General features: G+C 64.5%; 14 protein-coding genes. 9 read left to right on the top strand and 5 right to left on the bottom strand.

Features of this window, described 5'->3' with window-relative positions; translation table 11 throughout:
* Positions 1–31: 31 nt before the first annotated feature.
* Positions 32–571 carry a CHAP domain-containing protein gene (locus GRI97_RS16420; RefSeq protein WP_161392312.1) on the bottom strand — a complete coding sequence of 180 codons (540 nt, stop codon included), beginning with the start codon at positions 569–571 and terminating at the stop codon, positions 32–34.
* Between the two features lie 244 nt (positions 572–815).
* On the opposite strand from GRI97_RS16420, the gene GRI97_RS16415 reads away from it, so the two are divergent.
* Positions 816–1,238, top strand: a complete 423-nt coding sequence (locus GRI97_RS16415; RefSeq protein WP_161392311.1) for a hypothetical protein — start codon at positions 816–818, stop codon at positions 1,236–1,238.
* A gap of 62 nt (positions 1,239–1,300) precedes the next feature.
* Here the strand turns inward: GRI97_RS16415 and GRI97_RS16410 are convergent, their stop codons facing one another.
* Together GRI97_RS16410 and GRI97_RS16405 are read right to left on the bottom strand one after the other, a co-directional pair.
* Positions 1,301–2,413 carry an NADH:flavin oxidoreductase/NADH oxidase gene (locus GRI97_RS16410; protein ID WP_161392310.1) on the bottom strand — a complete coding sequence of 371 codons (1,113 nt, stop codon included), beginning with the start codon at positions 2,411–2,413 and terminating at the stop codon, positions 1,301–1,303.
* A gap of 28 nt (positions 2,414–2,441) precedes the next feature.
* Positions 2,442–4,343, bottom strand: a complete 1,902-nt coding sequence (locus GRI97_RS16405) for a M1 family metallopeptidase (RefSeq protein ID WP_161392309.1) — start codon at positions 4,341–4,343, stop codon at positions 2,442–2,444.
* Positions 4,344–4,680: 337 nt separating this feature from the next.
* Between GRI97_RS16405 and GRI97_RS16400 the strand changes: the two genes are divergently transcribed.
* Positions 4,681–6,087, top strand: a complete 1,407-nt coding sequence (locus GRI97_RS16400) for a GGDEF domain-containing protein (RefSeq protein ID WP_161392308.1) — start codon at positions 4,681–4,683, stop codon at positions 6,085–6,087.
* A 63-nt stretch (positions 6,088–6,150) separates the two neighbouring features.
* On the opposite strand, the gene GRI97_RS16395 is transcribed toward GRI97_RS16400, so the two are convergent.
* Together GRI97_RS16395 and hemF are read right to left on the bottom strand one after the other, a co-directional pair.
* A complete protein-coding gene (locus GRI97_RS16395) occupies positions 6,151–6,579 on the bottom strand; it encodes a GlcG/HbpS family heme-binding protein (RefSeq protein WP_161392307.1) in 429 nt (142 codons plus the stop codon).
* Positions 6,580–6,694: 115 nt separating this feature from the next.
* The gene (gene hemF, locus GRI97_RS16390; protein WP_161392306.1) at positions 6,695–7,552 is read right to left on the bottom strand and encodes an oxygen-dependent coproporphyrinogen oxidase; all 858 of its coding nucleotides are present in this window, start codon (positions 7,550–7,552) and stop codon (positions 6,695–6,697) included.
* 67 nt (positions 7,553–7,619) lie between these two features.
* On the opposite strand from hemF, the gene pdeM reads away from it, so the two are divergent.
* From pdeM to GRI97_RS16355, 7 genes are all read left to right on the top strand, one after another.
* On the top strand, positions 7,620–8,309 hold the full coding sequence (pdeM, locus tag GRI97_RS16385) for a ligase-associated DNA damage response endonuclease PdeM (RefSeq protein ID WP_161392305.1): 690 nt from the start codon (positions 7,620–7,622) through the stop codon (positions 8,307–8,309).
* A 150-nt stretch (positions 8,310–8,459) separates the two neighbouring features.
* Positions 8,460–8,981 carry a translation initiation factor IF-3 gene (infC, locus tag GRI97_RS16380; protein WP_161392304.1) on the top strand — a complete coding sequence of 174 codons (522 nt, stop codon included), beginning with the start codon at positions 8,460–8,462 and terminating at the stop codon, positions 8,979–8,981.
* A 246-nt stretch (positions 8,982–9,227) separates the two neighbouring features.
* Positions 9,228–9,836 (top strand): hypothetical protein, encoded by a 609-nt coding sequence (locus tag GRI97_RS16375; RefSeq protein WP_161392303.1) that lies wholly within the window; start codon positions 9,228–9,230, stop codon positions 9,834–9,836.
* A gap of 46 nt (positions 9,837–9,882) precedes the next feature.
* Positions 9,883–11,205, top strand: a complete 1,323-nt coding sequence (locus GRI97_RS16370) for a cystathionine gamma-synthase family protein (RefSeq protein ID WP_161392302.1) — start codon at positions 9,883–9,885, stop codon at positions 11,203–11,205.
* Between the two features lie 204 nt (positions 11,206–11,409).
* Positions 11,410–12,426, top strand: coding sequence for a GGDEF domain-containing protein (locus tag GRI97_RS16365; protein ID WP_161392301.1), 1,017 nt, complete (start codon positions 11,410–11,412; stop codon positions 12,424–12,426).
* A gap of 98 nt (positions 12,427–12,524) precedes the next feature.
* Positions 12,525–13,805 carry an MFS transporter gene (locus tag GRI97_RS16360; protein WP_161392300.1) on the top strand — a complete coding sequence of 427 codons (1,281 nt, stop codon included), beginning with the start codon at positions 12,525–12,527 and terminating at the stop codon, positions 13,803–13,805.
* A 61-nt stretch (positions 13,806–13,866) separates the two neighbouring features.
* The gene (locus GRI97_RS16355; protein WP_161392299.1) at positions 13,867–14,250 is read left to right on the top strand and encodes a nuclear transport factor 2 family protein; all 384 of its coding nucleotides are present in this window, start codon (positions 13,867–13,869) and stop codon (positions 14,248–14,250) included.
* The last annotated feature ends 61 nt before the right edge of the window (positions 14,251–14,311 follow it).

Below are 14,311 nucleotides of genomic sequence, written 5' to 3'. Positions count from 1 at the left end.
GAAAACCCCGCGCCTGGCGGGTGCGATCCGATCAGCCGCCGGTGACGGCGTGGGCGGTGGTGTCGATTGCCAGCACGCCGGCCGTGGTGGGCGCGCGGTTGTAGATGAAGCCGAAGGTCGGGTTGCTGCGACGGCCCAGGGCGTTGATCGGGCCGTACCACACGCGGACATCGCTCCAGTCATTGGCGGCAGAGACGTCTTCAGCCACGGCGTGGCGTTCGATCTGGCCGGGGCTGGACCAGTTGGCGTGATCGAGCACGATCCGGCGGCTGCTGACGACTTCGCGCACGGTGGCGACATGGCCATGCGGCATGGAGGAGGTGGACTGGAAGGCGAGGACGGCGCCGGCTTCCGGGGTATTGCCGCGTTCATAGCGGCCTTCGGCCTTGCCCCACCAGAAGCGGGCATTGCCCTGAATATCGATGCCGGAAATCTGCCGGGCGTAGGGCACGCACTGCAGCACGCCGCCGGCAAGGGCAGGAACAGCGAAGAAGGAGGAGAACAGAACGGCGATCGCAGCGCAGAATGCAAGCAGGCGGCTGTCAGCCGTCCGGGCCGAATTGGCGGTCATACGATCCCTGGTCCCTCAAGCGGGCGAAGCGCCCGTGTCCCTTGTCCGAGGCGACCAGGACAGGATTTCGCTGCACCGCAAAAGAGCGCTGCGGTGAATTGAGGCAGAACGAGGCCGGATTGTTATAAATCAAGCGATCCGGTTTCGCGCGATACCGAATCACTCGTAAAAACCGCCGGATAGGCGGATCGAAGCGGCGGGGGCGTAGAAAAATTCGAACGTCTGCATTCGCTCCCTTGCGGACATGCGACGCGACTGGAATAGTTCTGGCGTGAGACATCGGGCTATCGGAATCGGCGGTGCAATGCTCGCGCTCATAGGCACGTTCGTCGCGGGGCTAGCAGTTGGTGAAAGCCATCGTCTCTCCACGCCACGGCAGTTGCCGCCGCCAGGAAAATCTATTCAGGATTGGCGCAATAAAGATGCGCTCACAGTCTCTGCAGCCGTCCGTGATGCTGCCCGGCGCTGGCAGATAAAAGCGAATGATGATCTAAGCCACCGTGACATTCAGATCATGCAACTTGAAGATCGCATGTGCATCAAGTTCGCCTTCAACGATCTCTCCATCGGTGGTGAGCCTGTTTACTGCTATCGCACTGTCAAGGATTCATCAGGATACGTCAAAGAGACGACGGATTTGGTCTACGACGGTAGCAACGTTGAATAGCGGATCGTCCGCTAACCACCGAAAATTGACGTTCCCCCATCGTCGTAATTTGCCGACGCGCCCTAGTCCTGGGGCAGGAACAGATCCCGATAACGGCTCGGCTGGCAGCGCAGGAACTGGTTGGCGGCCTGCACCTGCGCCCCGAGATGCGCGGCGGCATGCCAGGGCCAGCGCGGATCATAGAGGATTGTGCGGGCGAGCGCGATCATGTCCGCGTCACCGGTGGCGATGATGGCTTCCGCCTGATCGTAACCGGTGATCAGCCCGACCGCGACGATGGGCATATGATCCACCGCCTGCTTCACCGCGCGGGCCAGTGGCACCTGATAGCCGGGAGCGACGGAAATGGCCTGGCGCGGATCGAGCCCGCCGCTCGAGACATGGAAGGCGTCGCAGCCGCGTGCTTCCAGCACCTGGGCAAAGGCGATGGTCTGATCGATGTCCCAGCCCCCCGGCACCCAGTCGGTGCCCGACACCCGCACCGAGACCGGCTGGCCGGCCGGGAAAGTGGCGCGCACCGCGTCGAAGATTTCGAGCGGGAAACGCAGGCGGTTTTCCAGGCTGCCGCCATATTCGTCGGTGCGCTGGTTGGAGAGCGGAGAAAGGAACTGGTGCAGCAGATAGCCATGGGCGGCATGGATCTGGATCGCATCGATCCCCAGCCGGGCCGAACGGCGCGCGGCATCGGCGAAACTGTCGCGAATGCGCTCCATTCCGGCGCGGTCGAGTGCGAGCGGGGCCTTGTCCGTGGTGGCAAACGGCACAGCGGATGGCGCCAGCGTTGGCCAGCCATCGGCATGGTCGGGCGCGATCTGCCCGCCGCCGCGCCAGGGCAGATCGGTCGAAGCCTTGCGCCCGGCATGGGCCAGCTGGATGCAGACCGGCATGGGCGACCAGCGACGCACGCTGGCGAGCGTGCGCGCCATCGCTGCCTCGGTCGCATCATCCCACAGGCCGACATCGGCAAAGCTGATCCGCCCGGCCGGTTCCACCGCAGTGGCCTCGATCGTCAGCAGGCCTGCGCCCGACTGGGCGAGATTGCCGAGATGGATCGTGTGCCAATCGGTCATCGCGCCATCGACGGCCGAATATTGACACATCGGAGCGATCACGATGCGGTTGGCCAGCACCTGCCCGCCCACGGTGATCGGTTCGAACAACTGCGATTTCGCCATCGGATATGCCGCCCTTATGCGTGGTGGATCAGGCGGCCGTCCGGCCCGGCAGCGGGACGATCTTGTCCACGCTGCCCTGGGTGACCGAGTGGTAGCTGTCGCGATGGGCGGCATAGAACCGCGTCGCGATCGCCTGGCCCCAGGCGCCCTGCTTCGCCAGGGTTTCATAGAGCGGCAGCACGAATTTCCGCCGCCCGACCCGGCCGAGGAACTGGTTGGCGACGGGCACGGCCGGTTCATAGCGATTGGCCAATGCCAGATCGAGCCAGGCGAAGAGGATTTCATTGTTGCCGCTGCGCGAGAGATCCAGCGCGCCATCCAGCCGGGCCAGTTCTGCCGTGCCGATCTGGCGCGGCAGCCGGGCGAGGAACCGCAGCCGTTCCGCCGTGCTCCACCCCTTCCACAGTTCGGCATCCAGCGCGCGCGAATCCGCATAACCGGCCACGGCGCGGTCCACCTCTGCAAAGGCTTCGGGCGCGGGGCGCAGCACATTGGCGGGAAGGCCCGGCTTGTAGACCCAGTCATCCAGCATCAGCCGCGCCTCCAGCGCAGCGTCACCCTTGACCAGATGTTCGCGCAGATCGGCCAGCAGCATGGCCGAGGTGGCCGGCTGAAAGGCATGACTGTCGAACCATTCGCGCAGCCAGGCATCGAAGGCTTCGCGGCCGACGATGCTTTCGACCGTGCGCATGAAGGTGGCGCCCTTGTCATAGATGATGCCCGACAAGCCGCCGTCGGGCACGCCATCGGCGACAGACAGATGCAGCGCGGTTACCGATGCGGTGGCGCCGGCTTGGGCAATGTCATCTTCCATCCCGGCGAAGCTGAGCGCGGCTTCCTGCTGCGCGCGGCGGGGGCCGTAGAGTTCTTCGATGATGCGGTTTTCGAAATAGGAGGTGATGCCTTCGTTGAGCCAGCTGTCCTGCCAATTGGCATTGGTCACCAGATTGCCCGACCAGCTGTGCGCCAGTTCATGCGCGACCAGCCCGACCAGGCTCTTGTCCCCGGCGATGAAGGTGGGTGTGAGGAAGGTGAGCGTGGGATTTTCCATGCCGCCATAGGGGAAGCTGGGTGGTAGCACGATCATGTCATAGCGGCCCCAGCGATAGGGACCGTAAAGCTTTTCCGCGACGCCGACCATGCGTTCGGTATCGGCCAGTTCTTCCACCGCCGCATCGATCATGGCCGGTTCGGTCCACACGCCGGTGCGCGGGCCGAGATCGCGGAACACCAGATCGCCCGCTGCAATCGCGATGAGATAGGGGGCAACCGGCTTGTCCATATGGAAGCGGAAGGCGCGCCGGTCATCGCCGACATCCTCCGGATCTTCCTCTATCAGGCCGGACATCACCACGGTCAGCGGCTTGGGCGCGGTGACGCGCGCGTCCCAGGTCTGGCGGATGCCGGGACTGTCCTGTGTCGGAATCCAGGTGCGATTCAAGGTCGGCTGGCCCTGACTTAGCACATAGGGATGTTTGCCCCCCGCCGTCTGTTCGGGCGCCAGCCATTGCAGCGCCGCCGCCTGCGGCGCCTTGTAGGTGATGGCGATCCGGCGTTTATCCCCCATGGTCACGGTGACCGGGGCGCCCTTGTTTTCGACTTCAGCGCCGACGGTAAAGGGCAGCTCTGCCCCGTCCGCATCGGTGACCTTGCTGATTTGCAGCCCCTGGCTGTCCAGCACGACATCACCCTGCCCCGGTGCCGCCTGAATATCGAGCGTAGCGATCCCCCCGATCGATTTCGCTTCAAAATCAAGCGCCAGATCCAGATCGACATGGGTGACCCGGGCCTTTTCCGGTTCGGCGAAGGTCCATGGATCCTTGGCGTCGGCGGTGCTCAGAATGGGCGAGACCATGGGCGCAGCCTCTGGCGCGTCGCCCTTGCAGGCGGCAGCGAGAAGCAGAAGCGCGACGGGAAAGACGGAACGCATGGAAAACTCCGGCGGGGCAATGTCGAGGCCAGGCCGGCAGGGAGCCGGCAGATGTGCAGCCGATATCTTACGACCCGCGCGCCAATGGTTGCAAGTGTGACCGAAAACGGTTCGCCTTATGGCAGTATGATACTGACCTTTATCAAAAACCTTGCGCGATGCCGGCGATCATTCAACAAACGGCATCAAACCCGCAGAAATGGCGGGAACCCGTTAAGAGCTTGTTAGAGCCAAGGGAGGAGAATGGCTTAACATGTATGGGTCAGGTTAACGCATGCCGCCAGGTCAGCCGCAAACGCTAACGCAGCATGTCGTCCCGGGAATTACCCTTGGGGCGATGATCGTTGCGGTGCCGGTGGTGCATTGGCTGGCGCTGGTGCTGTTTCCCGAAATTGCCGGCGATATCTCCCCCCTGTTCCTGATTGCGGCGCCGCTGTTCGCCTCGCTTGCCTGCCTGCGGCGTGCGCTGCAGCCCGGCGAGGTGTTAGGCTGGGCGGCGTTGTCGCTGGGGCTGATGCTGTGGACGCTGGGTATTCTAGCCGCGACCAAAGGCGATGTTCTGGTGAGCCTGAACAGCGAAGGCATAGGCAGCATTTTGCCCTACATTTTCTACGGCGTTCCGTTGATCTGCGTCATGGCAAGCCCTGAACATACAAGCTGGCGAATCCGGCTGGTCGATGGGGCTCTGGCAATTCTGCTGGGCGTGCTGTTTTTTCTGCACACCACCACCTTCGCCACGATCGAGGGCTTTACCGGCAACGGCGGCGATCACATCATGTGGATGTTCGACATAGAGAACGTCTGTATCGCTGTGTTCGCGCTGGTCCGGTTTGCAGCCAGCGTACGCCCGCGCGAGCGTGGTTTTTTCCGAAACCTTTCCATTTTTGCTGTCATTTATCTGATCGTGGCAGGTTATGCGAACCACCATCTGGCCGAGTTCGATTTCGGCCATCCTGCCGATCCGCTGATAACCATCCCCTTCCTGATCATGATCGTGCTGGCCCTGGCGCCCGACCACCCGATCGGCCACGCCCGCCTTCCTTCGCGGGAACTGGTGATCGCGGTCAATGTCGGCAGCCCGCTGATGCTGCCGCTGATGGTGATGTGCGTGTCGATCGCGCTGATCACCACCCGGCCCATGCTGGCCGCAGCCGGCTTTGCCGCCGCACTGGTCGGTTATGGGGTGCGCACCGTACTGGTGCAGATGCGCGGGACGATGGAACGCGAGGATCTGGACCGGCTGATCCGCACCGATCCGCTGACCGGGCTGGCCAATCGCCGGCATCTGACCGAAGCGCTGACCAGCGCGTGGAACGATGCCCGCCGTGCCAGCAACGGGCTGGCCGTGCTGATGATCGATATCGACGACTTCAAATGCCTGAATGACCAGCTGGGCCATGCGGTGGGCGATCAGCGGCTGCAGGAAGTCGGCAAGATCCTGGCCGCATGCGCCGGGCGTACCAGCGATGTGGTGGCGCGCTATGGCGGGGAAGAATTCATTGCCGTGCTGCCGCAGACCAGCCGGCATGGCGCGGAACGGCTGGCCGAACAGATGCGCAGATCGGTGCAGCAGGCGGCGCTGCAATCCCCGGCGGCACGCGGCATCGTGACGATCAGCATCGGGCTCGGCTGGGCGGAAATGCCGCGCGACGATGATCCTGACGAGCTGGTGAAAGCCGCGGATGCCGCGCTGTATGACGCCAAGCACGCCGGCAAGGACTGCGTTCGCCAGCGCAGCCTGTAACAGCCCTGTTGGCGGGGCGCCCCGGGCAAAGCCCTGCTGCCCCGCCCCTTCAGCGCAAAAGCATCAGTTGAACGGCTTGAGCCCGATGGCGGCGATGCCGGCCAATGCACAGGCTTCGTCATTGTCGCTGGTGTCACCGGTTACGCCCACCGCGCCCACGATGGTGCCATCGGCATCGGCCACGATGACCCCGCCGGCGGCCGGAACCATGCCGCCATCGGCCATGGTATCGACAGCAGCGATGAAATGCGGGCGATCAAGCGCCATGTCACCGATCGTGCGGCTGGACACGCCGAGCGCCAGCGCGCCCGATGCCTTGGCCCCGGCCAGCTTCACCCGCATGTTCGATGCGCCATCCTGCCGCTGGCAGGCGATCAGATTGCCGCCGGCATCATGCACGGTCACGGTCAGCGGCTTGAGCTGCAGTTCTGCCCCCTTGGCCAGGGCGGCATCGATCAGGGCGTTGGACTGGGCAAGGGTAAGACGATGCATGAAGCCTCCGGTAGGATGGTGTTGATCTGCCTTAGCAGCATTTGGTCGCACGAACCCGGCAAAGGAACCGTGTTTCAAACGTCATTCTTGATCGAAACCGTCATCGAAGCGCCCATCAGCTCCAGGTGACTTCCGGCGGCAGGCTCATCAGGATGGCGTCGATATTGCCACCGGTGCGCAGGCCGAACAGCGTGCCGCGATCATAGACCAGGTTGAATTCGACATAGCGGCCACGCCATTCGAGCTGGGCGCGCTTGTCCTGCGCGGTGAATTCCTGCCCCATCCGCTGCCGCACCAGGGCCGGGAAGATATCGAGGAAGGCTTCCCCGACATCGCGCGTGAAGTGGAAATTGCGTTCCCATGCGGATCGATCCGGGCATTCGAGGTGATCGTAGAAAATCCCGCCGACGCCGCGCGCGACATTGCGGTGGGGGATGAAGAAATATTCTTCCGCCCATTTGCTGAAGCGATCGTAATAGGTCGGGTTGTGCGCCGCGCAGGCCGCGCGGAAGCGGGCGTGGAACGCTTCGGTATCGTCGGCATAGGGGATCGGCGGATTGAGATCCGCCCCGCCGCCGAACCAGGCCTTGCTGGTGGTGAGGAAGCGGGTGTTCATGTGCACGGCCGGCACATGCGGATTGGCCATATGGGCCACCAGGCTGATGCCAGTGGCGGTGAAGCCGGGATTTTCCACGCTGGCGCCATTGATGGTATCGGCAAAGCCGGGCGCGAATTCGCCCGACACGGTGGAGACATTGACGCCCACCTTTTCAAACACCTTGCCCTTCATCACCCCGCGCGTGCCGCCGCCACCCTCTGTCTGGTCGTCGGTATCGCGATCCCAGGTGATGTAGTTGAAATGGGCATCGCTGCCCGCTTCGCGTTCGATCGATTCAAATTCGGCGCAGATACGGTCACGCAGGGTTTCAAACCACGTCCGGGCTTCCGCCGTATGCTTCGTCCAGTCCTGCATCCCAGCCTCTTTTCCTGTGCAATCACGCCCCCTTGCCAAAGCCGCCCGCGCTGGGCAAGAACATGGCATGGTTCACCTTTCGTTCGCGGGCGATGATTTTCAGCTGCACAATGGCCGGGCGCTGTTCTGGCCGCGTGAAGGCGCCCTGCTGGTGGCGGACCTGCATCTGGAAAAGGCCAGCTTCTTCGCCCGGACCGGCCAGTTCCTGCCCCCCTATGATAGCCGCGAAACGCTGGAGCGGCTGGCGCTGGCGATCCGCGAGACCGGGGCGCGGCGGGTGATTACGCTGGGCGACAATTTCCACGATTCGGCCGGCGCCGGGCGGCTGGAACCCCACGCCGCCGGCATGCTGGCCGCGCTGACGCGGGCGGTCGACTGGGTATGGATCACCGGCAATCACGATGCCGCGCTGGAGCCGGGCCTGGGCGGAACCGTGGTGGAAGAGCTGGAACTGGGCGGGATGGTGCTGCGCCATCAGGTCAAGCCGGGGGAACATCGCCCGGAATTTTCAGGCCATTTTCATCCGCGCGTGCAGTTGAAGCTGCGCGACCGACGTGTACGGCGGGCCTGCGCGGTGATCAGCCGGGGGAAAGGCGCGACGCGCATGATCCTGCCGGCATTCGGCGCGCTGACCGGCGGAATGGATGCGGCGGACCCGGCGATCGTGCAGGCGCTGCAACCGGCGAGCCGGATCGATGCGGTGCTGCCCGCAGCCGGCCGGCTGGTGCAATTGCCGTTGTGGCGTGCCGCGGCGTGACCGACGGAATCCGGCGCTGATGCGACAGGCTGTGCACAGGGGCAGAGATTCCGCCTGCGCCCCCTAGCGCATTGATGACTTTCGCACTAAATAGCCCGCTTGAGTTTCATTGCGACAGGAGAACGCAACATACCCCGTCCACCCCGGCGCATGCTTGCGCCCCCGGTAAAGTCCGGCCCGCGTTTCGATGAATTTATCCAGGCCGACAAGGTCCGGGTTATTGATGAGAACGGCGAAAACATCGGCGTGATGTACACGCGCGAGGCAATCGAACAGGCTGCGGAAGTTGGCATGAACCTCGTCGAGGTATCGCCCAACGCAGACCCGCCCGTGTGCAAATTCCTCGACGTCGGCAAGTACCGTTACGAGGCGCAGAAGAAGGCGAACGCCGCTCGCAAGACGCAAAAGACGCAGGAAATCAAAGAGATCAAGATGCGTCCGAACATCGATGATCACGATTACGACGTCAAGATGCGCAATGTGACCAAGTTCATCGAACATGGTGACAAGGTGAAGGTGACGCTGCGTTTCCGTGGTCGCGAAATGGCGCATCAGCATCTCGGCATGGATTTGCTGCGCCGGGTGCAGGACGATGTGGCGGAACTGGCCAAGGTCGAGGCTTACCCCCGGCTCGAAGGCCGGCAGATGCTGATGGTGCTGGCACCGAAGTAAGCCAAAGAAGGATCCGCGCCGGCGAATCTGCCGGTGGGAATCAGGGTGACGGGGCAGCCGCAAGGTGTGCCCCGTTGCTGTTTCCAGAGGCCGAAAATCCCGCGCCGGAGTACGCGTGGCGACGCGCTGCCTGCGCATTTGCACGCCCTGCCCCCGCATTTTCCCGAAATACCGCGCGTCGCACGTGGAACGGGTGGCCGGGCCCGGCGTTGCGCCTGAATGCAATTTACAACCTCCCGAAACGCCGTGGCCAAATTGAGCCCGGTCCATCGCCGCGCCCGCACCGCATGGATCAATGCCACCGCCATGCTGCTGATCGCCGGATGCGACCGGGCCGAAGCGCCCACGGCCACGGCATCGGATGAACCGCTGGCCGACACCCCGGTCGAAGCATCCCCCGCCACGCTGCCGATCATGCCGCCGCCGCTCCCCGCTGCGTCCGGCACCTCCACCCCGGACAATGTCGCGACGCTGGTGCCGGAATCGGAAAAGGGCGAGACCGGCGCGCGCAATGTGCTGCTGACCTGGGCGCGGGCGCTGGAGAACGGGAATTATGACGCCGCCTATGCCCAGTGGGGCGAGGCCGGTGAGCGGAGCGGGATGGATGCGGCGGCCCATGCCGATTACTGGCGCAAGTACAGCCGCATCACCATCGCCGTGCCCAAGGGGACGATGGATGCCGGGGCCGGATCGCTGTTCTACGAAGTGCCGGCCGTGGTGACCGGCACCGACAAGGATGGCCGCCCGTTCCGGCTGGAAGGGACAGTGTTCCTGCGCCGGGTCAATGATGTCGACGGGGCAACGCCGGCGCAATTGCGCTGGCACATCGACCGGGTGGATCTGAAGCCGGCATGATGGCGCGGCTTGCGGAACCACCGCCGATAAGGTTACGATAGCAACCATGTCCGATCCGGTCGACAGCCCCGCCCCGCGTCGCAAGCCCAAGGCCGAGGTAACCCGGATCGGTGGGCGCAGGGTCAGCCCGTCGACGATGATGATGGGGTTCGGATACGACCCGCAATTGTCCGAAGGGGCGCTGAAGCCGCCGATCTTCCACACCAGCACCTTCGCCTTCGAAAGTGCGGCCGCGGGCAAGCGCTATTTCGAGGTGCTGACCGGGCGCCGCGCCTATGAGGGGCATGGCGATGCCGAAGGACTGGTCTATTCCCGGTTCAACGGCCCCAATCAGGAAATCCTGGAAGACCGGCTGAGCATCTGGGACGAGGCGGAGGATGCGCTGGTGTTTTCCAGCGGCATGACCGCGATATCGGTGATGCTGCTGGCGCTGTGCAGTGCCGGCGATGTGATCGTGCACTCAGGCCCGCTCTATGCCGCGAGCGAGGGCTTCATCGCGCGGGTGCTGTCCCGCTTCGGCATTGCCTATGTCGATTTCCCGGCCGGGGCCGACAGCGCCGAGCTGACGGCGGTGGTCGAACGGGCAAAGGCGCTGGCGGCATCGCAGGGCGGCCGGGTGGCGATGATCTATCTGGAAAGCCCGGGCAACCCGACCAATGCGCTGGTGGATGTGGAGGCGGTGCGCGGCGTGCGCGATGCGCTGCTGGATCCGCTGACCACCCCGATCGCGATCGACAACACATTCCTGGGCCCGGTGTTTCAGCACCCGTTGCGCCATGGGGCGGATATCGCGGTCTATTCGCTGACCAAATATGTCGGCGGGCATTCGGATCTGGTGGCCGGATCGCTGGCCGGGGCCAAGCGCTGGCTGGCGCCGGTGCGGGCGCTGCGCAACACCATGGGCGGGATCTGCGACGCGAACACCGCCTGGATGCTGCTGCGATCGCTGGAAACAGTGGAACTGCGCATGCGCCGCGCGGCCGACAATGCCACGCGGGTGTGCGAATTCCTGCGCGATCACCCCAAGGTGGCGGGGATCGGTTTTCTGGGGCTGTTGCCCCCGGGGCGCCAGAAAGACATCTACGACCGGCATTGCGAAGGGCCGGGCAGCACGTTTTCGCTGTTCCTGACCGGCGGCGAGGCGGAGGTGTTCCGGTTCCTGGATGCGCTGCAGATCGCCAAGCTGGCGGTGAGCCTGGGCGGGACGGAAACGCTGGCCAGCCACCCGGCGTCCATGACCCATCTGTCGGTGCCGGATGAAAGGCGCGTGCTGCTGGGCATTACCGACAATCTGGTGCGGGTTTCGATCGGGATCGAGGACCCGGAAGATCTGATCGCCGATTTCGACCAGGCGCTGGCAGCCGTTTGACCGGCGACGACGCCCTGCCGCTGCGCAAGGGACGTCCGCAAGGGCCCGATATTAAGCCCTAAGGGTTTGCACCTAATCAACCAATAGTGTCATTTTGAACCACGGGTCTTAAGGGGACGGGCACAATATTTCTTGTCAGAAGGCTCGTGAGTAACGATGGAACATCCTGCTCACTCACCCGCGCGTGGCAGCCGGATTTTGCGAATGTTCGGCATTGGCAGTGATCCGGAAGGGGATTCCCCCAATGTTCTGACGCGGATTGATGAATTCCTGCAGCTTCACGGGCTCGCACCAAGCCTGGGCAATATCGTGCGCGGCTTCGGCATCGTGACCGGCAGCGATGCCGAACTGTCTCACAAGGTGCGCGCGCGGCTGAATCAGGGCGCGGAGATCACCCAGGAGTGGTTCGATTCGCACGACGATCTGCCCCCTGTTCCGGCCGATCCGGGCGGTGAATATCGCCAACTGGCCGAAGATCTGGAACGCGCGGTGGCCGATTTTGGCCGCACGACCCATTCGGCGCAGACCGCAGCATCCAATTACGGCAAGGATCTGGCCAGGCAGGTGGAGCAGGTGGATAATCTGGCGAGCACCGGATCGGTGATGGCCAGCCTGGCGCATATCGCGCGGGCCATGCTGGACCGCACCCGCGAGGTGGAGGAAGAAATCCGCCGCAGCGAGGAAGAGGCCAAATCGCTGCGCAAGAGCCTGGAAAAGGCCCGGCGCGAGGCATCGATCGATCATCTGACCAAGCTGCCCAACCGTCGTGCCTTCGAAGACATCTTCGCTACCGAGCGCGAGGATGCCGCGCGCGAGGTGGAACCGCTGTTCATCGCATTGTGCGACATCGACCATTTCAAGCGCGTCAATGACGACCATGGCCATGCGACGGGCGACCGGGTGATCCGGGTGGTGGCGCAGACCCTTTCCGGCATTACCGACCATTGCCATGTGGCGCGGATCGGCGGGGAGGAATTCGTGCTGCTGTTCCGCGGCATGAACGCGCAGGCCACCTTCGACGCGATCGATCATGCCCGCGCTGCGCTGGCTGCGCGCCATCTGGTGGACAAGAACACCAACCGCCCGATCGGCACGGTGACGATTTCCGCCGGGATCACCAATGTGTTCGACCATCCGGACATGGGCACCGCGATGCGGGCGGCCGATACCGCGCTGTACAAGGCCAAGGAAACCGGCCGCAACCGGGTGGAGATCGGCTGACCGGCCAGCCCGGGAAATCGCGTTTCAGCCGGCCGAATTTCCTTTCTGATGCCAAATGTCCGTTCTGACAGCGGCGCATCCTGCGTTATGGCGCAGTGATGGCCAGGTTCTCCCCTTCCCGCCGCATGCATCCCGCGCTGGTCGTGGTGGCGGTCACTTTCCTTGCGCTGCTGGTTTCGGCCGGGCTGCGGTCTGCACCCGGGGTGATGATGCTGCCGCTGGAGCTGCATTTCGGCTGGGACCGGGCGACGATATCCTTTTCCGCCGCGCTGGGCATCCTGCTCTATGGGCTGGTCGGCCCCTTTGCCGCGGCGCTGATGGTGAGCGTGGGGATCAAGCGGACCATGCTGGGCGGGCTGGCGTTGATGGCAGGATCGACCTTTGCCAGCCAGTGGATGAGCGCGCCGTGGCATTATGTGCTGAGTTGGGGCGTGATTTCCGGTGTGGGATCGGGCGCGGTGGCATCGGTGCTGGGCGCGGCGGTGGTGAACCGCTGGTTCGCCACGCGGCAGGGGCTGGTGATGGGCCTGCTGAGCGCGAGCACCGCCACCGGCGCGCTGATTTTCCTGCCGTTTCTGGCCTGGCTTTCCGAAGGCGGCGCCTGGCGCCCGGTGGCGCAAATGGTGAGCCTGGCCTGCCTGCTGCTGATCCCGCTGGTGGCATGGCTGGTGCCCGAACGGCCGCAGGATCGCGGCACGGCGCGGTTCGGCGAAGATCCGGCGCAGGCGACGGCAGAGGTGCCACCCCGGCAGGCGGTGCGGCCGTGGCTGGCGATTGAGGCGCTGGGCCGGGCCATCCGCAGCCCGGTGTTCTGGGTGCTGTCCGGCACATTCTTCGTCTGTGGCCTCACCACCAATGGGCTGGTGGGCACGCATATGATCGCGTTCTGCGGCGACCACGGGATTGCCCCGGTGGCGGCCGCCGGCCTGCTGTCGCTGATGGGGTTCTTCGACCTGATCGGCACCACGGCATCGGGCTGGCTGACCGACCGTTATGACCCTCGCCGCTTGCTGGCGATCTATTACGGGTTGCGCGGGCTGTCGCTGCTGGCCCTGCCCTTCATCGATTTCGGGCCGGTGAGCCTGACTATTTTCGCGATCTTCTATGGGCTGGACTGGATCGCCACCGTGCCGCCGACGGTGAAGCTGGCCAGCCAGAACTTCGGCCCGCAGGATGCGACGATCATCTTCGGCTGGGTGCTGGTGGCGCATCAGATCGGCGCCGCCGTGGCGGCATTCGGCGCCGGGGTGATCCGGCAGGAAATGGGCAGCTATATGCCCGCCTTCGTGATTGCCGGCCTGTTTGCGGTGCTGGCATCGGCGGTGTTCCTGACCGGCATGGGGCGCGGTGACGGGCGGGACAAGGCGGCGCCGGCGTGAAGCGTAAAAACATTGCCCGGCGCGCGCCGCTGGTTCAGGCCCGGCGGATGAGGACCAGAGCATGAATTCGCCCGAGCTTGCCATTCGTGCCCGCCGCGCCGCCTTCAACCGGGCGCTGGCCGAGGGCGATCTGGCCGCGATCGGGCCGTTGCTGGCGATGCAGGCGGTGCTGGTGACCGGGACGGACAGCGCCGTGCTGGCGGGCCGCAAGGCGCAATTGCTGGCGTGGAAGCGGGAATTCGCGGCGAAGGACCGGACGATCTACACCCGACAGCCGGACAGGGTGGAAGTTTCGGCGGTGGAGCCGATTGCGCTGGAGCATGGCCTGTGGCGCGGGGTGACGATGAGCGGCGAGAGCCTGGCATCTGGCAGTTACACCGCCAAATGGCGCCGGATCGGGGAGGATTGGGTGATCGAGGCGGAGATCTATCTGACGCTGGCGTGAAGCGCGGCATGGTGGGCGGCGAGATTCTGCGCAGGGTGGGCATGGCGCCCCATATTGTGTA

Origin of the sequence: Croceibacterium xixiisoli (genome assembly GCF_009827305.1) — a bacterium.
In the GTDB taxonomy this organism is placed as follows: domain Bacteria; phylum Pseudomonadota; class Alphaproteobacteria; order Sphingomonadales; family Sphingomonadaceae; genus Croceibacterium_C; species Croceibacterium_C xixiisoli.
This window is presented reverse-complemented; position numbering and strand designations above follow the sequence as displayed.